The 19,329-nt window shown below is 64.3% G+C and carries 21 protein-coding genes and 1 pseudogene; 10 read left to right on the top strand and 12 right to left on the bottom strand.

All coding sequences use genetic code 11. The features are described from left to right. Positions 1–19: 19 nt before the first annotated feature. Entirely contained in the window at positions 20–2,044 is a 2,025-nt protein-coding gene (gene dnaG, locus QSV46_RS13630) for a DNA primase (RefSeq protein WP_314951592.1), read from the bottom strand. 161 nt (positions 2,045–2,205) lie between these two features. Here dnaG and QSV46_RS13625 point away from each other — a divergent pair, with 161 nt between their 5' ends. Continuing rightward, entirely contained in the window at positions 2,206–2,769 is a 564-nt protein-coding gene (locus tag QSV46_RS13625; protein WP_314951590.1) for a chlorite dismutase family protein, read from the top strand. On the opposite strand, the gene QSV46_RS13620 is transcribed toward QSV46_RS13625, so the two are convergent. Beyond that, the gene (locus QSV46_RS13620) at positions 2,766–3,164 is read right to left on the bottom strand and encodes a gamma-glutamylcyclotransferase family protein (protein ID WP_314951588.1); all 399 of its coding nucleotides are present in this window, start codon (positions 3,162–3,164) and stop codon (positions 2,766–2,768) included. The genes QSV46_RS13625 and QSV46_RS13620 overlap by 4 nt on opposite strands. Positions 3,165–3,211: 47 nt before the next feature. Beyond that, on the bottom strand, positions 3,212–4,123 hold the full coding sequence (locus QSV46_RS13615) for a transglutaminase family protein (protein ID WP_314951585.1): 912 nt from the start codon (positions 4,121–4,123) through the stop codon (positions 3,212–3,214). A 90-nt stretch (positions 4,124–4,213) separates the two neighbouring features. Between QSV46_RS13615 and QSV46_RS13610 the strand changes: the two genes are divergently transcribed. Further along, on the top strand, positions 4,214–5,017 hold the full coding sequence (locus QSV46_RS13610) for an N-formylglutamate amidohydrolase (RefSeq protein WP_314951582.1): 804 nt from the start codon (positions 4,214–4,216) through the stop codon (positions 5,015–5,017). On the opposite strand, the gene QSV46_RS13605 is transcribed toward QSV46_RS13610, so the two are convergent. Beyond that, positions 5,014–5,997 (bottom strand): DUF3592 domain-containing protein, encoded by a 984-nt coding sequence (locus tag QSV46_RS13605; protein WP_314951580.1) that lies wholly within the window; start codon positions 5,995–5,997, stop codon positions 5,014–5,016. The two genes, QSV46_RS13610 and QSV46_RS13605, sit on opposite strands and share 4 nt — an antisense overlap. An 82-nt stretch (positions 5,998–6,079) precedes the next feature. Continuing rightward, positions 6,080–6,700, bottom strand: a complete 621-nt coding sequence (locus QSV46_RS13600; RefSeq protein ID WP_314951577.1) for a LysE family translocator — start codon at positions 6,698–6,700, stop codon at positions 6,080–6,082. Between the two features lie 112 nt (positions 6,701–6,812). Here QSV46_RS13600 and QSV46_RS13595 point away from each other — a divergent pair, with 112 nt between their 5' ends. The 3 genes from QSV46_RS13595 to QSV46_RS13585 are packed head-to-tail and all read left to right on the top strand — an operon-like array spanning position 6,813 to position 8,099. Then, complete coding sequence (locus tag QSV46_RS13595) at positions 6,813–7,127, top strand: helix-turn-helix domain-containing protein (protein ID WP_314952003.1); 315 nt, start codon at positions 6,813–6,815, stop codon at positions 7,125–7,127. Further along, positions 7,120–7,587, top strand: coding sequence for an SRPBCC family protein (locus QSV46_RS13590; RefSeq protein WP_314951573.1), 468 nt, complete (start codon positions 7,120–7,122; stop codon positions 7,585–7,587). The genes QSV46_RS13595 and QSV46_RS13590 overlap by 8 nt, the downstream gene beginning before the upstream one ends. Next, on the top strand, positions 7,587–8,099 hold the full coding sequence (locus tag QSV46_RS13585) for an SRPBCC family protein (protein ID WP_314951571.1): 513 nt from the start codon (positions 7,587–7,589) through the stop codon (positions 8,097–8,099). The genes QSV46_RS13590 and QSV46_RS13585 overlap by 1 nt, the downstream gene beginning before the upstream one ends. Before the next feature lie 18 nt (positions 8,100–8,117). Here QSV46_RS13585 and QSV46_RS13580 read toward each other — a convergent pair whose 3' ends face one another. Next, positions 8,118–8,327, bottom strand: a complete 210-nt coding sequence (locus QSV46_RS13580) for a hypothetical protein (RefSeq protein WP_314952001.1) — start codon at positions 8,325–8,327, stop codon at positions 8,118–8,120. A gap of 366 nt (positions 8,328–8,693) precedes the next feature. Between QSV46_RS13580 and QSV46_RS13575 the strand changes: the two genes are divergently transcribed. The 3 genes and pseudogenes from QSV46_RS13575 (at position 8,694) to QSV46_RS13565 (ending at position 12,290) form a co-directional block, all read left to right on the top strand. Next, the gene (locus QSV46_RS13575) at positions 8,694–9,500 is read left to right on the top strand and encodes a transglutaminase family protein (RefSeq protein WP_314951568.1); all 807 of its coding nucleotides are present in this window, start codon (positions 8,694–8,696) and stop codon (positions 9,498–9,500) included. Beyond that, positions 9,500–9,691 (top strand): hypothetical protein, encoded by a 192-nt coding sequence (locus tag QSV46_RS13570; protein ID WP_314951565.1) that lies wholly within the window; start codon positions 9,500–9,502, stop codon positions 9,689–9,691. The genes QSV46_RS13575 and QSV46_RS13570 overlap by 1 nt, the downstream gene beginning before the upstream one ends. Positions 9,692–10,062: 371 nt before the next feature. Beyond that, positions 10,063–12,290 (top strand): annotated as a pseudogene (locus QSV46_RS13565) (ATP-binding protein). 2 nt (positions 12,291–12,292) lie between these two features. On the opposite strand, the gene QSV46_RS13560 reads toward QSV46_RS13565, so the two are convergent. The 6 genes from QSV46_RS13560 to QSV46_RS13535 form a co-directional block, all read right to left on the bottom strand. After that, positions 12,293–12,736: a hypothetical protein gene (locus QSV46_RS13560; RefSeq protein WP_314951563.1), complete on the bottom strand. Its 444-nt coding sequence runs from the start codon at positions 12,734–12,736 to the stop codon at positions 12,293–12,295. 2 nt (positions 12,737–12,738) lie between these two features. Continuing rightward, a complete protein-coding gene (locus QSV46_RS13555) occupies positions 12,739–13,107 on the bottom strand; it encodes a nuclear transport factor 2 family protein (RefSeq protein ID WP_314951561.1) in 369 nt (122 codons plus the stop codon). Positions 13,108–13,186: 79 nt separating this feature from the next. Further along, a complete protein-coding gene (locus QSV46_RS13550; protein WP_314951558.1) occupies positions 13,187–13,654 on the bottom strand; it encodes a MarR family winged helix-turn-helix transcriptional regulator in 468 nt (155 codons plus the stop codon). 9 nt (positions 13,655–13,663) lie between these two features. After that, positions 13,664–15,274 (bottom strand): acyl-CoA synthetase, encoded by a 1,611-nt coding sequence (locus QSV46_RS13545; protein WP_314951555.1) that lies wholly within the window; start codon positions 15,272–15,274, stop codon positions 13,664–13,666. A gap of 116 nt (positions 15,275–15,390) precedes the next feature. Further along, complete coding sequence (locus QSV46_RS13540; protein ID WP_314951553.1) at positions 15,391–16,527, bottom strand: epoxide hydrolase; 1,137 nt, start codon at positions 16,525–16,527, stop codon at positions 15,391–15,393. A 149-nt stretch (positions 16,528–16,676) separates the two neighbouring features. Next, positions 16,677–17,132 (bottom strand): GatB/YqeY domain-containing protein, encoded by a 456-nt coding sequence (locus QSV46_RS13535; RefSeq protein WP_314951550.1) that lies wholly within the window; start codon positions 17,130–17,132, stop codon positions 16,677–16,679. Positions 17,133–17,369: 237 nt separating this feature from the next. On the opposite strand from QSV46_RS13535, the gene carA reads away from it, so the two are divergent. Both carA and QSV46_RS13525 read left to right on the top strand, forming a co-directional pair. Continuing rightward, positions 17,370–18,560 carry a glutamine-hydrolyzing carbamoyl-phosphate synthase small subunit gene (carA, locus tag QSV46_RS13530; RefSeq protein WP_314951547.1) on the top strand — a complete coding sequence of 397 codons (1,191 nt, stop codon included), beginning with the start codon at positions 17,370–17,372 and terminating at the stop codon, positions 18,558–18,560. A 216-nt stretch (positions 18,561–18,776) separates the two neighbouring features. Continuing rightward, the gene (locus QSV46_RS13525; protein ID WP_314951545.1) at positions 18,777–19,298 is read left to right on the top strand and encodes a hypothetical protein; all 522 of its coding nucleotides are present in this window, start codon (positions 18,777–18,779) and stop codon (positions 19,296–19,298) included. Positions 19,299–19,329: the final 31 nt, after the last annotated feature.

Here is a 19,329-nt window from a genome sequence, read left to right as displayed (position 1 = left end):
CGTCCGCATGATTCTTTCATCACACGCTCTTCTGGAACCGGCCCGACAGCTCGCCAAAACCCTCGATCAGGGCCTCGGTACCGTCGACTTCGCCTATCCGAGCCTTGACGTCGCGCAGCCACGCCAAATTGGCCTCGCTGGGGTCCTCCCCCAAGGCCAGCTCGGCGTCTTTCAGTTCTCTAAGTAGTGAATGCCATTGCCGATGCAAGGCAACCAGCTGATGCCAGGTGGCGAGAACGTCGTCCCTGGCCGCCCCCTCCCGGGCGCCCCACACGGCCGCGGTCGTGATGCCGCTCTCAACCCTTTGAAGAAGCTGTAGAAATCCGCCCTTCTCGATATCGGCCCGCATCTTCTCAGCCAGCTCTCCGGGGTCCGGCGAGTGGTGATGGTCGTTGGCGAAGGCGGCGATGATGCCGGCCCGGAGCTTGTGAGCCTCGGGATGGGCCAGCTCCAGGGCGGCGACCTCCTCCAAGTGCTCATGCAGCAGCCAGGGATGGTTGATCAGGCATTGCAGGATCAGGGCCTCCCGGCGGGAGATGGCGCTGCGCTGGCCTTTCATGATCGGGCTTGTTGCGAGCTGCGGGCTCGCCGCCTGGTAGGGGCCGGAGGGCAACGGGATCGGACCGGGCGGGCCACGGCGGCCGCCACCAAATCCTTGCCCACCATATCCCTGGCCGCCGAATCGATTCGGCTGCCCGCCGCGGGGCTGAAACGGGCGGCCGCCGGCCCCCTGGCGGAAATTGCCCCGGCCGGCAAAGCCGCCGCGTCCGCTCTCGGGGGCAAAGGTACGCTGAAGCCGCTCGGCGAGATCCTGGCGATAGTAGCGCCGCACCACCTCGTCCCGAATGCCGTTCGACAATTCCTTGATCCGCGCCTCCAGCGCGGCGCGGCGCTCGGGAGTGGCAAAGTTGCCGCCCTCAAGCTCGCGCGACCAGATCATGTCGGCGAGCGGACGCGCCGCGGCGATCACCTCCTCGATCGCACCGCGGCCGCCGGAGCGAACGAGATCGTCCGGGTCCTGGCCTTCCGGCAGCAGCGCAAAGCGCAGGCTCTTGCCGGGCGCGAGAAACGGCAAGGCAAGGTCCGCGGCGCGATAAGCCGCCTTCTGTCCGGCGCGGTCGCCGTCAAAGCACAGGATCGGCTCGTCCGCCATCTTCCAGAGCAGCGCGAGTTGGCTTTCGGTGAGCGCGGTGCCGAGCGGCGCCACGCTGCCGGCGAAGCCCGCGGTCACCATGGCGATGACGTCGACATAGCCTTCGACCACGATCAGCGAAGCGCCGTCATGGGTCGCCTTGCGCGCGGTCTGGTGATTGTAGAGATTGTCGCCCTTGTGGAAGAGCGGCGTTTCCGGCGAGTTCAGGTACTTTGCCGGAACGTCCTTCTCCAGCGCGCGTCCACCGAAGGCGATGACGCGGCCGCGCAAGTCCGTGATCGGAAACATCACGCGATCGCGGAAGCGGTCGTAAGGCACGGGAATGTCGTTGCCGGCAACCAAAAGCCCGGTCTCGACCATGTCCTCGACGGAGATTCCGAGCTTGCCGAGATGCTCCTTCAGCGCGAAGCGATCGGGCGGGGCATAGCCGAGGCGGAACTGCAACTGCGTCGCCGGCGAGATCGCGCGGTCGGCGAGATAGCCGCGCGCTTTCGCACCCAGGCGCGAGGCCAGCGTCTCCGCGAAATATGTGGCGGCAAGATCCATGACGTCATGCAGCGTGCGGCGGCGCTGCTCCTGCCGCGCCGCATCGGGCGTCACCGCCGGCAGCGCCAGTCCCGCCATGCTGGCGAGCCGCTCCACCGCCTCGGCGAACGGCAGGCCGTCGGTCTCCATCACGAAGTTGATGATGTCGCCGTGCTTGCCGGAGGAGAAGTCGTGGTAAAAACCCTTCTGGTCGTTGACGTAGAAGGACGGCGTCTTCTCCTGCTGGAACGGCGACAGCCCCTTCCATTCCCGTCCGGCCTTCTTCAGCTTGACGCGCTTGCCCACGACTTCGGAGACCGAAAGCCGGGCACGCAACTCGTCGAGGAATTGGGGCGTGAAGCGCATTATGCTGATTCTGGGCTGAGTCGGGCGTTATGGCCAACCGGATAGGCATATAGGCACGGCCCCGGAAAATACGAAGCATGTGTGGCTTCTCCCGGCTATTCACAGGTCGAAAGATTCGACGGAAAGCTTGAACCGCGCCCGGTTCCACGCTTCGATAGGGCATGTTCAGGATCTTTCGAGGCGGTCAGAGCGGGGGCTGGCGCGTCACCTCGATCTCGCCCGTGACGGGCGAGCCCCTGCCCTTCATGCCGGCGCTGTCGGTCACCGACAGCGAGGCGGTCTCATTGCCGCTGGTGCCCTCGCGCAACGCCTGGCGGCTGGTCGGCGTCGCGAGCAGCTTGCGCTACACCGAGCGCGCCGAGAAGCAGCAGCTGGTGGCCGTTCAGGCCGGCCTCGGCCGGCTGGAGGCGACGTGCGCGGCGCTGATCCCGATCCGCAAGTCGCAGGCCTGGTGGGAGCTGACGCAGGAAGAGCGCCGAAAAATCTTCGAGGACAAATCGCATCACATCGCGAGCAGCCTGCGCTTCCTGCCCGCCATCGCCCGGCAGCTCTATCATTGCCGCGACCTCGGCGGTCCGTTCGACTTCCTGACCTGGTTCGAATACGCGCCCGCGCACGCCTCGCTGTTCGAGGAACTGGTGGCGATGCTCAGGCGGACCGAGGAGTGGACCTATGTGGAGCGCGAGGTCGATGTGCGCCTCGTGAAGGAAGTGCTGTCGGCCTAGTGATCGAGGAAGCGGCCCGACGCGATGCGCGGCAGCTCGGTGACGGGCCAGTTGTAGAGGTAGGTCCAGGCCTTGTCCGATGTGCCATCCGGCAAGGTCACGTCGACCAGCTCGCGCAGATATTCGGTCGGCTCCGGAAAGCCCTCGCCGCAGGCCTCGTACATGTCGAGCTCGCGCAAGAGCTCGTCGGGCACGTGCATGCGAAAGAGCTCGCCATGCACGAGGTCGGAGGGCGCCTCGGAGAGCAGCAATCCCGGATAGTGCTTCACTAGGACGAGCCGGCCGCGGCAGGTGGCCTCACCGAGAAAATCCGCATGGCTCGCCAGCAGCCGCGCCATCGGATGGTCGAAGCCGCGCATCAGGGTGCCATAGACGAAAAGACGATCGGGGCTCATGGCCCTCTATAACCGCCAATCGGCAGCGTGCAAATCGCAGCGCGGATTCACAGAACCTCCGCTTCCAGCTCCTCGCCGCTGGGTTGCTCGTCCGAGACCACCCTGATGCTCACCTCCATGACATCGAAGGCGCCCTGGGGGCCGATATAGACGCCGTGCAGCGGGATCGCCTGGCGCGGGTCGCGGGCGACCGCGACGCGGATGAGATCGCGCGTGCCGACGATGCCGTTGGTCGGATCGAACTCGATCCAGCCCGCGCTCGGCAGATAGACCTGCACCCAGGCATGGGTCGAGCCGCCGCCGGCATGGCGCTGCGCGATGTCCTCGGGGACGAAGATGTAGCCGGAGACGAACCGCGCGGCGATTCCGAGATGGCGCAGTGCCTCGATCATGAACAGCGCATAGTCCCGGCAGGTGCCCGTGCCCGACTGCAGGGTGTCGAGTGGATGCTGGGTGCCCAGCTCGTGGCGCTTGCGGTACTTGAACTGCTTGCGGATACCGTGCGTCATGGCGCTCAGGATCTTGAAAGTCGGCGTCGGCGCATCCTCGTCGAGGAAGCCCCGCGCCCACTCCGCGATCTCGCCACCGGGATCGGTGTATTGCGGCGTGATGTACTGGACGAGATCGGGAAATTCCTCGTCGTCATAGACGAAGGGATAGAAGTAGGCGGGATCATCCGGCGTGAGCGCGAATTCCTCCACCGGATTGTGGTCGACGGTGACGCGCCACTCGAAGCTCAGCGTCTCCGCACGCTCGTCGAAATTGGCGATCGCGACCGAATTGCCGAACACGTCGTGAATCCAGTGCAGCGACATCGGCTTGGGCGAGATATCGAGCTGGGAGTCGAGCACGCGCAGATCGTGCCCGTCGCGCGGACGCAGCATGATCTTGTGTTCGCCGAACGCCACGGGACGGTTGTAGCGATATTCGGTCTTGTGGTGAATCGTGAGCAGCGGCATCGTGAGACAATCATGGTGACATTGGGCGGATCAATCTATAGCGATTCTGCCCAATTCTGGGGGTAACTGCTCTTTCCATAGGCAATCAGGATGGCTTTAGACACAGCCGAGGCGGCCGATCAACTCCTCGGCGAGGGCGACCTTCCGCCAGTGCATGAGGTGAATGCGGCAGGAGCATCGCCGTTCCTGCTCACCTCGGATCATTACGGGCGCATCCTGCCACGCGCGCTCGGCGAGCTCGGCGTCGCGAAGGACGAGCTCGCCAGGCATATCGCCTGGGATATCGGCATTGCAGGCGTCGCTGATCGCCTCGCCGAGATGCTCGATGCGCATCTGATCGCGCAGCGTTATTCGCGGCTCGTGATCGATTGCAACCGCTCGCCCGGCGTCGCGAGCTCGATCCCGGTGATCTCGGAGGCGACGGCGATTCCGCGCAACGAGGGAATCTCCGAGGGCGAGCGTGCGGCACGGCGACGCGAGATTTTCGAGCCCTATCATCGCCGCATCGACGCGGCGATCGACCGCCGCCTGCGCGACAGGCGGCCAACGGTGCTGGTCTCGTTGCACAGCTTCACGCCGGTCTATGCCGGGGTCGCGCGGCCCTGGCACATCGGCGCGCTCTACAATCGCGACACCGTGCTGCCGCAGCTCCTTTTGAAACACCTCCGCGCCGAGGGCGATCTCGTCGTCGGCGACAACGAGCCTTATGCGGTGAGCGACCTCAGCGACTACACCATCCCCGTCCACGGCGAAGCGCGCGACCTCGTCAACACCGGCATCGAAATCCGGCAGGACCTGATCGCCGACCAGTCCGGCGAGCAGCAATGGGCCGAGCGGCTGGCGAGGATCTTTGCGGAGATCGAGGTGGAGCTGATGGCGGCGAGGCCGGTTTAGCTGCCGCGCGTTGCGACGAACAGTGCGAGCGCGGCAAAAATCGCGGCGATGCCCCACAGCACAAAGGCGACGCGGCCGCCGCGGCTTGCATCGAGCGTTGCCTCGGCCGGGTTGTCGGGATTGACGCGCACCTTGACGGTCGCGCCGTCCGGGTAGCGCGACATCAGCTTCTTCAACATCTGGTCAGACGCCGACGGCGTTCCCGCCGCGACGCGCGCGCATTCATTGGTGTAGCTGACGTTCTGATAGAGGTAGGTATAGGTCACGCGCTTGCCGAACATCTCGCTGCCGCGCGCCTCGCCCGGCTCGCTGGCCTCATGATATTGCTCGATTTCCGACAGCTTGATCGTGCCCGGCACGATTGGCCAGCGCATCGCCATCGACGCCTGCCGCCGCATCGCATACGCCATCAGCGCGATGACGAGTCCGAACGCGCCGAAGCCGACGACGAGACCGGCGAGATCAGGCCGGCCGACGTGGTGGGCGAGATAAGCATAGCTCTGATTGAGGCCGAACGCCGAGCCGAGCACGATGCCAAGCACGATTGCCGTACCGATGCCGAGGCAGCCCCACAGGCCCCTGGGCAGATCGCGTTCCAGCACCGCCTGATCGGGATGCCGCGGATTGTAGTAGACGGTGACGATGCTGCCGGCCGGATACTTTGCCAGCTTCTCGGCGACCTCGAAATTGCCGAGGTCCTCGCCGATCGAGATGCGGCTGTTGCGCATCTTGCGGCCGCCGACCGAATATTCGTAAGTCACTTTCGCGAAATTGCGGCTCTCGAGGCGAGAGCCGCCCTCGCGATCGTCGTCGAAAACCTTGACGTCGCGCAACTCAGCGACCGAGGTGACGACCTTGCCCGGCACTTGCGGCCAGCTGCGGGCCTCGCGCACCTGCCAGGTTTTGACGATTGCGGCAACCAGGACGAGCCCGAGCGGCGCCAGCAGCATCGCATAGACGAACCAGGGCAGATCGGGCACGGCCAAATTCCTTCGTCAGCGGCAATGCCCAATTGGACGCATCGCCGCCGCGAAGGGTTCAAGCGCGAACCGGTACGAGCGGTTATTTCGCCCTTGTCAGCGCCAGCCAGATGCCGCCGCCGATCATGAAACCGCCGGAGATGCGCGACATCAGCCGCGTCCGGCGGGCCGAGAAGAATTTTCGGGCACGACCGGCCGCGATGGCATAGAGCGCATCGGTCATCACAGCAGTGACCATGAAAGTGGCGCCGAGCAGCGCGACTTGCGGAAAGTGCGGTTGGTCCATGTCCATGAATTGCGGAATGAAAGCGCCGAAGAACACCAGCACCTTCGGGTTCGACAGCAACACCAGAAAGCCTTGCAGGAAGAAACCGCCGCGCGGCGGCGCCGGCGGCTCGTCGACATTGACGCCCTCGACCGGCGCCCAGATCAGCCTGATGCCGAGCCAGACCAGATAGGCGGCGCCGGCAAAGCGCACCCAGTCGAACCAGTAGCCCATGGTCGCCATCAGCGAGGTCAGGCCAACTGCGACGATGCCGATGACGATGGCGAGGCCCACTTGGGCGCCCGCGACATTGGTGAGCGCGGCGCGCGTGCCGTGGCGCAATCCGTTGGCAATGACGAGCGTGACGATCGGCCCCGGCAGCAGCGCCAGCGCGATACAGGCGGCGACGAAGGCGAGATAGGCTTGCATGGACATCATGGCGAGGACTCGCTGAAGACGGTTTGGCGACATTAATGCATGGCAAAGGCGGGAACGGAAGTCACGACCTTACACTTGACATGCAACTATTTGGTTGCCTATTATCACCGCCATGGATGAGGTCTTCAAAGCGCTCGCCGACGCATCGCGACGATCGCTGCTGGACAGGCTTCACGCCAAAAACGGCCAGACGCTGAACGAACTCTGCGAGGGCCTGTCGATGACCCGCCAGGCGGTGACCAAGCATCTTGTCATTCTCGAAGAAGCCGATCTGGTCACCATCGTCAGGCAGGGCCGCGAGAAGCTGCACTACCTCAATCCAGTGCCGATCCATCAGATCGGCGAACGCTGGATCAGGAAATTCGAGCGCGGCAAGCTCGCCGCGCTCAGCGAGTTGAAACGCCAGCTGGAGAAGCGCGATGAGTAAGCCGGAATTCGTCTATGTCACCTATATCGAGACCACACCGGAAAAATTGTGGCAGGCGCTGACCGACAGCGCGTTCACTCGGCAATACTGGTTCGATACCGAGGTCCGCTCCGACTGGAAGGTCGGCTCGCCCTTCGCATTGGTGATGAGCGGCACGACCACCGATACCGGCGAGATTTTGGAGGCCGACCCGCCGCGGCGGCTCGCCTATACTTTCAAGCACGAATTGATGGAGAACATGCGGAACGAACCGCCGACCAAGGTCGTCTTTACCATCGAGGCGTACGGCGATCTCGTGAAGCTGACGGTCACGCATGAAGGCTTCGCGGCAGGCAGCGAACTGCTCGACGGCATCTCTAGGGGCTGGCCTGCGATCCTTTCGGGGCTCAAGAGCCTGCTCGAAACCGGCAAGGCGCCGGCGATCCCGCCGGCCGCGCTGGGCATCAAGGGATTTGAGTGATGAACCTCGACCAGTTCAAGCCGCTCACGGTCTACACGATCTACATCGCCTCGACGCCGGAGAAGGTGTGGGAAGCGCTGACCTCGGCCGAGTTCAGCCGGAAGTACTTCTCCGGTTTTGCGGTAGAGATGGAACAGAGGCTCGGCGGCAGCTTCATCGTGCGCGCGCCTGACGGTTCGGAGCACATCTCCGGCGAAGTGTTCGAATACGATCCGCCGCGAAGGCTGACGGTGACCTGGAACGTCAACTGGCCAGATCTCGTGGCCAAGCTCGGCGCCACGCTCGTCACCTACGAGATCGAGCAAGCCGGCGAAGCCGTCCGCCTCACCATGAGCGAGCGTCACGACCGCGAGCTCAGCGACGATATCCTCTCCGGCGGACGCAGCGGCTGGCCCGCAATCCTGTCGGGGCTGAAGAGCCTGCTCGAAACGGGCAAGGCGCCTCAGATCAAAATGTCACCGCCAGCGCAGATGCTGGCGGCGCTGAAGGCGATGGGAATCAAAACGCCATAGCGGGCGAAATCTGCGCCCCTATCGCTTTTTCTTGACCGGCGGCGGATTGATCTCGTTGATCTTGCGATTGCAATCCGCTTCCGAGTCATGCGGCCCCGAGACAAAGGTCCCACTGACCTTGATCGCGTACCAGCCCGACTCGACGCCGAGCCGAACCGCTTCATCTGTCTTGACGTGCCGTGGGGAGAGAATTTGCATCAGGCGCTTTCGGTTGGCGTTCGATTTCATATCGACCCGCGCTGGAATTTTTTCGGACATCTGCTGCACGAGCGTGCCGCGTCCGACTCACCCGCTGGCGCGAACAATATGCACAACGATCGCCGCTGTGACGTCGCGATGAGTCGGCTCCGCCGGCGCGAGAAATGAACCGTTTCACGTCACACGCGTGTAGTGGCGCTGCGTGCGCGCAGAGTCGACCGGTCTTTCCGACATTGCCGCACCGTGCGCGCAATCATTGCAATAAGCTATCGTTTTCTCACCCGCGCCGCGCTTTTGAAGCGTCAAATGCCCGTCTCGGTCGAATAAGCCGATTGAGCCTTGTGTTCGAGCGCTTCGTAGCCATGTGAGGAGCTCAGCCAAGGGAAAGTTATTCGTATGAAGCTCCGCGTCGGGTTCGAGATGCTGTACGAATTCCCGCAGCCGACGCCCATGATCATGGTGTTGGGCACGCATTTCACGCGCGCCTCAGACGTCGTCGTGCCGGACCTGCTTACCACCAGTCCCTCGGTGGCCATCAGTCCCTATCGCGACCTCTTTGGCAATTGGTGCAGCCGCATCGTGGCGCCGGCCGGCAACTTCCGCCTTGCCGGCGATGGCGTCGTTCGCGATAGCGGCCTGCCCGACGCTGCGTTTCCGAGCGCGTTTCAGCACGCTGTCGAAGCACTGCCGGCTGATACGCTCGTGTATCTGCTCGGCAGTCGCTACTGCGAGACCGATCGCCTGACCGATATCGCATGGAAGCTGTTCGAGCAGACGCCGCCGGGCTGGGCGCGCGTCCAGGCGATCTGCGATTTCGTTCATCGCCACATCACGTTCGGCTATGAGCACGCGCGTGCGACCAAGACGGCCCGGGAAGCCTACGACGAAGGCAAGGGTGTGTGCCGCGACTATGCTCATCTTGCCATCACGTTCTGCCGCTGCATGAACATCCCGGCGCGCTACTGCACCGGCTATCTCAGCGACATCGGCACGCCGAAGCCCTGGGCCGCGGGAGACTTCGCCGGATGGTTCGAGGCTTATCTCGGTGGAGGCTGGCACATGTTCGATCCGCGCAACAACACGCCGCGGATCGGCCGCGTGCTGATCGCGCAGGGGCGCGATGCCGCAGACGTCCCCATCACCCAGACCTTCGGCCCGAATAAGCTGCTCAATTTCAAGGTATGGACCGACGAGGTCGCCTGATGACGGACAGCACCACGATCCTCGGCGCGGATGAATTTGCGTCGTTAACCGAGGTCGGCAAGGGCAAGGCGCAAGGCGAGATTCCGCAGGCGCACGGCGAGCGCCTGACGGACCTCGGCTATGCGATCAGGCGCCTCGGCGAACTCGAACTCACCTCATCCGGCGCTCGCCGTCTGGCAACGGGCGAATAGGCCGTTGCGTCCGGCTCCCGCTTACGGACCGCCACCACCCAGCCGCCGGTAGAGACGCCATGTCGCATGCCCCGGCAACGTCACGATCAGTTCCCAGAAAATACGGCCGCGCCGACACGATCAGCAGCATCACGGTCACGGCGGCGCAGGCGCGAGTTGATTGCAGGGCGACGGTGTCCGGGGAGCCTCGACACAGGCCAGCAGGACCTCGTGGGCAAACCTTTCCAGAACTGATTCGCGGTGCGGGCGCCTCGAAATCTTTCCCCACGGAGGCTTTTTCGGCGCGATGGCTATGGACTGAGTCGAGGGTGGTGCCGCAGATTGTGGCTTCGAACCAGCACACGCAACGACCAGACTGGACCATCCGACCGATGAGCCTGCGTACCCGGCTACTGATACTCGTCATCGCCGCCATGCTGGTGCCGGCGATCCTCGTCGGCCTACGTTTCGTGCAGAACCGGAGCAGCGAAATCGACGCAGCCCTGGCCAATCTGGCGGCGTCGGCGGACAACATCGCAAGCGATCTGGACGAAAAGATCCAAGGCACCGCCCAGCTTCACTATGGTCTCGCCCGCGCCCGCGACCTCGACACGCGCGACAAGGCGGCGTGCTCGGCGTTTCTGTCTGATGTGCGCGAGGAATACCCGCAGTTCACGGGAATCCTGACCATCGACCCGGACGGAAGCCTGTTCTGCGATTCGCTGCGGACCAATCGCACCCTCGATCTCAGGGACCGCGCCTATTTCAAGCAGGCCCTGGTCTCGCGCAACGTCGTGCTCGAGCCGGTGTTCGGCCGGCTCACCGGAATCTCGGTGCTCCAGATCGCATATCCGGTGCGATCGGACGCGGGCGCGCTGAAATTGATCCTGCTCGCGTCGTTCAACCTGCGCAAATTCGCGGAGCATCACCACAAGCGGCTGCTCGCCGAGAAGGAGATCCTGCTCATCGACGGCAAGGGCACGGTTCTCGTCGCGCCCTCAGGCGGAAGCTGGACCGAGCCCGTGGGCGCGTCGATCGCGGGATCGGAACTGCTGCGCTTTGCTGCAGCTCCCGATCGGAAGCCGTTCCAGGAAGTGATCGATCGCGAGGGCCGCACCCAGGTCTGGGCCGCGGCCCGCTCGCCATCGACCCGCGATGCCGGCCTCTATATCCTGGTCGGACGATCCAAGGACGGTTTGGTCGCGGCGGCGAACCGCCGGCTTTACGAGGACATGGCGATCCTCGCGGTGGCCTCGCTGCTGCTGCTCGCGGGTGTCTGGGCTCTCGCGACCGTGAGCGTCGGGCGCCAGGTTGGCCGGCTCGCCGCGATGGCGAAGACGCTCGGGCTCGGCGACCTCAACGCACGAATTCCACCTCCCCATCCGCGCGGCGAGCTCGGCGGGCTGATGACGCTGCTCAACGACACCGCCGAGTCGCTCCAGCAGCAACGCGCTGCGATCGCGGACCTCAGCCAGAAGCTCAGCCAATCCCAGAAGATGGAGGCGATGGGCCAGCTCACCGGCGGCGTGGCGCATGATTTCAACAATCTCCTGACCGTCATTCTCGGCAATGCCGAGCATCTCGCCGACTGTCTGGCGGGCAACAAGGAACTGCATCGGATCGTGGCGACATCGCGACCGCCGCCGAGCGCGGCTCCGATCTGACGCAGAGCCCGCTCGCCTTCGCGCGCAAGCAGCCGCTCCGGCCGCGAGACCTCGACATCGCCGGGAAGGTTCGCGACATGGAGGCGTTGCTGCGCAGGACCCTGGGCGGGCACATCGAGTGCACCTTCGCGCTCGAGCCGGATCTGTGGATGGCCAGCGTCGATCCCGGCCAGCTGACAACTGCCCTGCTCAACCTCGTGCTCAACGCGCGCGACGCTCTGCCTGATGGCGGCAAGCTGACGGTTGAGGCGCGCAACACCTCGCTCGGCGACTCCGACCTGGACGTCAACGGCGAGCCGCGGCCCGGCGACTACGTCATGGTGGCCGTGACCGACACCGGCACCGGCATGACCGCCGAAGTCGCGAGCCGCGCCTTCGAGCCGTTCTTCACAACCAAGGAGGTCGGCAAGGGGACCGGGCTCGGCCTCAGCATGGTCTACGGCTTCGTGCGACAATCAGGCGGCCTGGTGCAGATGCACTCCGAGCCGGGGCACGGTAGCGTGGTCAGGCTATTCTTTCCCCGCCTTGCAACGCCGCCGTCCGAGCAGTCGTCGTCCGCGGAGCAGATCACCGCACCCGACGGCAGCGAGACCATTCTGGTCGTGGAGGACGACGACATGGTGCGCGCCTATGTCGAGAACGAGCTGAAGGCGCTCGGCTACAACGTCATCACGCGATCGAACGGTCCCGCAGCGCTGGAATTGCTGCGCCAACCGGGAGATATCCACCTGCTGTTCACCGACGTCGTGATGCCCGGCGGCATGTTCGGGCCTGAGCTTGCAAGACAAGCTCTTCGCTTGCGGCCGGAGCTCCGGGTGCTCTTCACCTCGGGCTACACCCAAAATACCGTCAAGACGCCCGACGGGGTCGGCGACGCGCGGATTCTGACAAAGCCGTTCCGGCGGAAGGATCTTGCCGCGATGCTGCGGTCAGTCCTGTCGGCGCCGCCGCGATGACGTCAGGACGACGACGCGAGCAGAAACGCGACGCCGAGATTGGCCGCGAACAGGACTGCGTCGATGACGAAGATCCGGAGCATCGGGCCTTTCAACACCGGCCAGTAGGCCACGCCGACGCGTCCGCCGCGCATCAGCACCGGAACGTTGTAGACGAACTGGCTGAAATGGCAGGCGGCGAAGAACAGGAACAGCGCAAGCTGCGCTTCGACGGGCTGGAAGAAAGCCGGACGCGCGGCCAGAAGGTAGAACGACAACAGCCCGATCGGCAGGTTGATCCCGCCCAGAAACGCCACGCTGGCCGCCAGGGTCGGCGCGATCGGATTGCCGCGCTCTTCCCGCGGCAGCAATATCTTCAGCGTGTTGGCTTGCGCGATGCTGAACTGGATGAACGCGCCGCCGAACCAGAGCGCATTGAGGAGCAGAACGACATCCGAAAGGCGCATCGCTATTTCCCGTAAAAGGCCTCGCTGCGGACCACGCGGCCGGCAGCGTTGAAATCCATGAACTCGCTGGCGCGCGTGTCGCCGAGTTGCCGCCACACCGTCAGCCGCGCGATCACCTCGTCCCAGCTCCAGCTCAGGATCCTGAGGTCGGCGCTTTCGATGTGGCCGTAGGCCTTCCGCCAGTAGGCCCGGATGTTCTCGGCCCCGGCGACGACGGGAGAACCGGTCAGCGTCAGCGCCAGAGGACTGCGCATCTGCGCGTCGTCGGCAAAATGCGCGACCACCGCGTCGATGTCGACCCTGCACCAGTTCGCGCGCCAGGCCGCGACAAAGCGTTCGGCGACGGCGCGATCCATCCTCTGTCCGCTCATGGCGAAGCCCTCCCTGGCTCGTTGGCGGGAAAGTGGCAAAGCTCGCCACTAATGTCAACCATGTTGACTTGACGTGACGTCAATTGTTGTCGGCGATCGCTTTCATGACGGTCGTCCATGCTTCAGCACCCGGCGCCCCGACGCGATCGAACGCCTCGCGCATGACCTTGCGCTCGTGATCCGATGCCTTCTGCTCGACACGTCGCCCAGCTTCAGTCAGGCGCAACAATTTTGAGCGATGCTGCTCGGGCGAGCGCTTCGAGGTCAGGAGCTTGCGTTCCAGCAGCAGATGGAGCGGCCGGTTCAGAGCCTGCTTGGAGATGCCGAGAACATCGATCAGCGCGCCGATCGCGATGTCGGGCCGGCGCGCCACGACGTAAAGGATACGATGGTGCGGACGCGACAGGCCTTGCTTCGCAAGATATTCATCGGCCTCGAGCGTCATCCCGCGCCAGCCGTAATACATGAGCTCCAGCGCCGCATCCAGATCGTGCAGCTTCGCAAGTGAAGCGCGGTGAAGCCCCGCGGCTTGGGACGTCTTTGGCATCGTAAGAAGCTAACCCCTCGCCCGCAGCTCGCGCCGCAACACCTTGCCGGTCGCGGTCATCGGCAAGGTCTCGGCGAACTCCACGAAGCGCGGATATTCGTGGGCAGCGAGCTGCACCTTGACGAACTCCTGGATCTCGCGCGCGAGCGCGTCGCTAGCGGCAAAGCCCGGACGGAGCACGATCCACGCCTTGATCGACTCGGTGCGGATCGGATCGGGAATGCCGACCACTGCCGCCATCGCCACCGAGGGATGCTTCATCAGCGTGTGCTCGATCTCGGAGGGGCCGACGCGGTAGCCGGCGGTGGTGATGACGTCGTCCTCGCGGCTGACGTACCAGAAATAGCCGTCCTCGTCCTGAACGCCGAGATCGCCGGTGAGCAAAAACTCGCCGGCATATTTCTTCGCCGTCGCCTCGGGATTGCGCCAGTATTCGAGCATCGTGCAAGGACACGGCTGGCGCACGCCGATGATGCCACGCTGTCCCCTCGGCAGCTTCTCGCCCTTGTCGTTGACGATGCGGACGTCAAAGCCCGGCGTCGCCTTGCCCATCGAGCCGGGACGGATCGGAAACAGGTTTGAATTACTGCCGATCACGAGATTGCACTCGGTCTGGCCGAACACTTCGTGCGCGTCGATGCCGAAGGTCTCGCGCACCCAGCCCAGCAGTTCGCCACCGAGGGATTCGCCGCCGGTAAAGATGCTACGCAGCTTGACGCCCGTATGCTTCACACCGGCCTGCCGCATCAGCTTCAGGGCGGTCGGCGGCAGGAAGACGTTGCGGACGCCGAGATCGGCCATCATCTGCATCGCCGCCTGCGGCTCGAATTTTCGCGCGCGGTGGCCGACCAGCGGAATGCCATGATACCAGAACGCGAACAGGCCATTGACGAGACCGCCGATCCAGGCCCAGTCCGCCGGCGTCCACATCAGATCGCCGGGCCGCGGCAGGAAGTTGTGGCACATCTCGACATTGGGCAGGTGACCGAGCACGACGCGATGCGCATGCAGCGCGCCCTTCGGATTGCCCGTGGTGCCTGAGGTGTAGATGATCAGCGCGGGATCATCGGCCGAGGTGTCAACGCTCGCGAAGTCGGGCGAAGCGGCCTTGACCGCAACCCAGAACGATGTCGTGCCCGCTGGCGCCCGCTCGCCGACGACGTAGACTTTCTTCAAATCCGGCAGACGATCGCGGATCTTGGCGAGCTTCTCCCAGCCGCCTTCGTCGGTGACGATGGCCTTGGCCTGCGAATTTGACAGACGGAATTCCAGCGCGTCCTCGCCGAACAGTGCGAACAGCGGGATCGAGATCATCGCCGAGCGGAACGCCGCCATATGCACGATCGGCAGCTCCAGCGACTGCGACAGGAACACCGCGACGCGGTTGCCGCGGCTGAGCCCATCCGCCTTCAGCACGTTGGCGAGGCGGCGCGACATCTCGGCGACCTCGTCGAAGGAGGTGCGCGTGGTGGCGCCGTTCTCGTCGACATAGACCAGCGCGAGCCGGCCGGTGCCGTCGGCGTGGCGATCGCAGCAGGCCTCCGCCATGTTGAAGCGGGCCGGAACGTCCCAGCGGAAGTTGCGATAGAGCTCGTCGTAGGTTGAGGCTTCGGTGAGCATGGTCGTTTCCCGGCATCGTGATGGCCGGGATCGTCCCAGCCATCCACGTTCTTGTTTGGCCTGAGTTTAAGGGCGTGGATGCCCGGGACAAGCCCGGGCATGACGGAGAATACGTCTCAGCGCACAGTGCGGAAAAACGTCCTGACCTCGTCCACATACAGCTCCGGCTGCTCGAATGCGGCGAAATGGCCGCCCTTCTCCATCTCGCTCCAATGCGTGATGTTGGAAAAGTTCGGCTCCATCCAGCGCCGCACCGGTGTGATGATCTCCTTAGGGAACACGGCGACCCCGGTCGGCACACTGACTTTGGGGGTCGTCCGGCGCTTGCCGAAGCTTTCCCAATAGAGCCGCGCGGACGATGTCGCGGTCTCCGTCGCCCAATAGAGCATGACGTTGTCGAGCAGTTCGTCCTTGCTAAAAATGTTCTCGGGATGGCCATCGCAATCGGTCCAGGCCCAGAACTTTTCCAGGATCCAGGCTGCCTGACCGCTCGGCGAATCCGTCAGGCCGTAACCGAGCGTCTGCGGCCGGGTTGATTGCTGCTTGGAATAGCCGGAGTCGAGATCGACATAATGCTTGAGGCCGGCAAGCGCGCGCTTCTCTTCCGGCGTCGGCTCGCCCTCGACCCTCGGCGCCGCGTTGAAGGCGAGCGTGATGTGAATGCCGGCGCAATGCTCGGCGTCCTGCGCGCCGAGCGAGGTCGTCACCGCCGAACCCCAGTCGCCGCCTTGCGCGCCGTAGCGCGCATAGCCGAGCCGGTCCATCAGCTTCGCCCAGGTCGCGGCGATGCGATCGACGCCCCAGCCGGTGGTGGTCGGCTTGCCTGAGAAGCCGAAGCCGGGCAGCGACGGGCAGATCACGTGAAACGCGTCCGCGGGATTGCCGCCATGCGCGGCAGGATCGACCAGCGGCGCGATCACCTTCTGGAATTCCACGATCGACCCCGGCCAGCCATGGGTGATGATCAGCGGTAGCGCCGACGGCTCCTTCGACCGCACATGGATGAAGTGGACGTCGAGCCCGTCGATCTCGGTGGTGAACTGATCGAAGCGATTGAGCTTTGCCTCGCGGGCGCGCCAGTCATAACCATCGGCCCAGTACGCGCAGATCTCCCGGATCCATGTCAGCGGCGCGCCCTGGCTCCAATCGTCGACAAGCTCCGCCTCGGGCCAGCGCGTGCGGGCGAGGCGTGATTTGAGGTCGGAGAGGACGTCGTCGCTGATGGCGATGCGAAACGGCTTGATGGCGGTCATCTGCGGCCTTCCCATTTTTGTTGTCATTCCGGGGCGTGCGGAGCACGAGCCCGGAATCCATTGATCAACAGAGTCGGCGGCGCGATGGATTCTCAGATGCGCAATTGCGCATCATAGCTCGACGGTACGCGTCGCCGCGGAATGACGGCCTAGCCCGTCAGAGCAGCCTTCACAAAACCAGAAGCCTTGCCGAAATCCATCTGGCCGGCGTATTTCGCGCGCAACACCGCGATCACCTTGCCCATGTCCTTCATGCCGGCGGCGCCGGTTTCGCCGATCGCATCCGCGATCGCCTTCTTGATCTCGTCGTCCGACATCTGCTTCGGCAGGTAAGCGGAGATCACCGCGATCTCCTCGCGCTCCTGCGCGGCAAGCTCAGCACGGCCGCCCTTGTCGTAGAGTTCGACCGACTCCTGGCGCTGCTTGATCATCTTCTGAAAGACGCCGAGCAGGTCGGCATCCGACAGCGGCGGCTTGCCGTTGCCACGCGCCTCGATGTCGGCGTTTTTGATGGTCGAGTTGACCATGCGCAGCGTGGACAGCTTGCGCTCGTCCTTGGCCTTCATGGCCTCCTTGACCGCATTGTTGATGTCGTCGCGCAGCATGGCCGGGATCCTCTCGATCTGTCGGGCCTGATCTAAGCCGTTCGCGGGCAAGAGGCCATACCGGACCGGCAGGCGGTGCATTGTTTCCCCCTCGGGGGCCAAAATGGCTAAAAATTGCCTGTTCCGGTCCGGGAGGCCGACAATGGCCGAGACAGCCAGCCAAATATGCAAAAACGCATGTGAATCGGGCCTCTCCCGCTTTGACGCCGGCGTCCGCGAGGACTATGAAACGCGCTCATGACACAACATGACAACGATACCGCTTGGCCGGACCATAAACCGACCGCGCTCCTCGTGCTCGCCGATGGCACGGTGCTCGAAGGTTTTGGTCTCGGCGCGGAAGGCCACGCCGTCGGTGAAGTCTGCTTCAACACCGCGATGACCGGCTATGAGGAGATCCTCACCGATCCCTCCTATGCGGGCCAGCTCATCACCTTCACCTTCCCGCATATCGGCAATGTCGGTACCAACGAGGAAGACATCGAGACGGTGAACATGGCCGCCACACCCGGCGCGCGCGGCGTGATCCTGCGCACCGCGATCACCGATCCCTCGAACTACCGCGCCACCAAGCATCTCGACCAGTGGCTGAAAGCGCGCGGCATCATCGGCCTCTCCGGCATCGACACTCGCGCGCTGACCGCGCTGATCCGCAGCAAGGGCATGCCCAACGCGGTGATCGCACACGCCAGGAACGGCGAGTTCGATCTGCATGGCCTCAAGGAAGAAGCGCGCGAATGGCCGGGCCTCGAGGGCATGGACCTCGTGCCGATGGTCACCTCCGGCCAGCGCTTCACCTGGGACGAGACGCCCTGGCTGTGGGACAAGGGCTTTGGCCGTCAGGACAAGCCCGAGTTCAACGTCGTCGCCATCGACTACGGCATCAAGCGCAACATCCTGCGCCTGCTCGCCGGCGTCGGCTGCAAGGTGACGGTGGTGCCGGCGACGACCTCGTCCGAGGACATTCTGGCGATGAAGCCGGACGGCGTGTTCCTGTCGAACGGTCCGGGCGATCCGGCCGCGACCGGCAAATATGCCGTGCCGGTCATTCGGGACGTCATCAAGTCGGGCACGCCGACCTTCGGCATTTGCCTCGGTCACCAGATGCTGGGCCTCGCCGTCGGCGCCAAGACCAGGAAAATGCATCAGGGCCATCACGGCGCCAATCACCCCGTGAAGGACGAGACCACAGGGAAGGTCGAGATCACCTCGATGAACCACGGCTTTGCCGTGGACGAGACGACGCTGCCCAAGGGCGCGACGCAGACCCACATCTCGCTGTTCGACGGCTCCAATTGCGGCATCCAGCTCGACGGCAAGCCGGTGTTCTCGGTGCAGTACCACCCCGAGGCCTCGCCGGGCCCGCGCGACTCGCACTATCTGTTCCAGCGCTTTGCGGATCTGATGCGGCAGAAGAAGAGCGCATAAGCGCTACCGCTCTCGTGCCCCGGGCGCAGTGCAGCGCGCCGCTCCTTGCGGCGTGATGCGTTGCTAAACCGGGGCCTATGCCCGCGGCACTCTGGGTCCCGGCTCTGCGCAGCAGCGCAAGAGCGCTGCAGCGCGTCCGGGACACGAGACCTCCAGAGGAACGCCTCCTCCTGCTTTAATGTTCTCTCGATACCTTCGTGTAGCAGGAGCCCAGCCATGTCCGCCGTCCGTGACAATGCCGAGCCGCTCGCCATCGTATTCGAAGACGACGGGCTCGTGCCCAACAACATCCTTCCTTTCCTGGTCTACCAGAGTTCGGTGAAGCTCGATCCGAAGCAGCCGGAAGAGACGATCGAAAGCCTGTTCGAGGCAAACGGGTGGGGCGGGACCTGGCGCAACGGCGTCTACGACTATCTGCACTATCACGCGACGGTGCATGAGGTGCTTGGCGTCGCGCGTGGAAGCGCGCGGGTCCGCTTCGGCGGCGACCACGGCCAGGAGCTGGAGATCAAGGCAGGCGATGTCGCGATCCTGCCCGCTGGCACCGGGCACCAATGCATCAAGGCAAGCGGTGATTTCTGCGTGATCGGCGCCTACCCGCCGGGCGCGAAGATGGAGGTCACGCGCGCCACGCCGGAGAACCACGCCAAGGCGTTGAAGACGATTCCGAAGGTGCCGCTGCCGCCGTCCGATCCCGTGACGGGGAAAGACGGGGCGTTGATGAGATTGTGGCGATAGCCGAAAGAACGGCGCCGTAGGGTGGGCAAAG

Origin of the sequence: Bradyrhizobium cosmicum (assembly GCF_032290525.1) — a bacterium.
Lineage (GTDB): Bacteria > Pseudomonadota > Alphaproteobacteria > Rhizobiales > Xanthobacteraceae > Bradyrhizobium > Bradyrhizobium cosmicum_A.
This window is presented reverse-complemented; position numbering and strand designations above follow the sequence as displayed.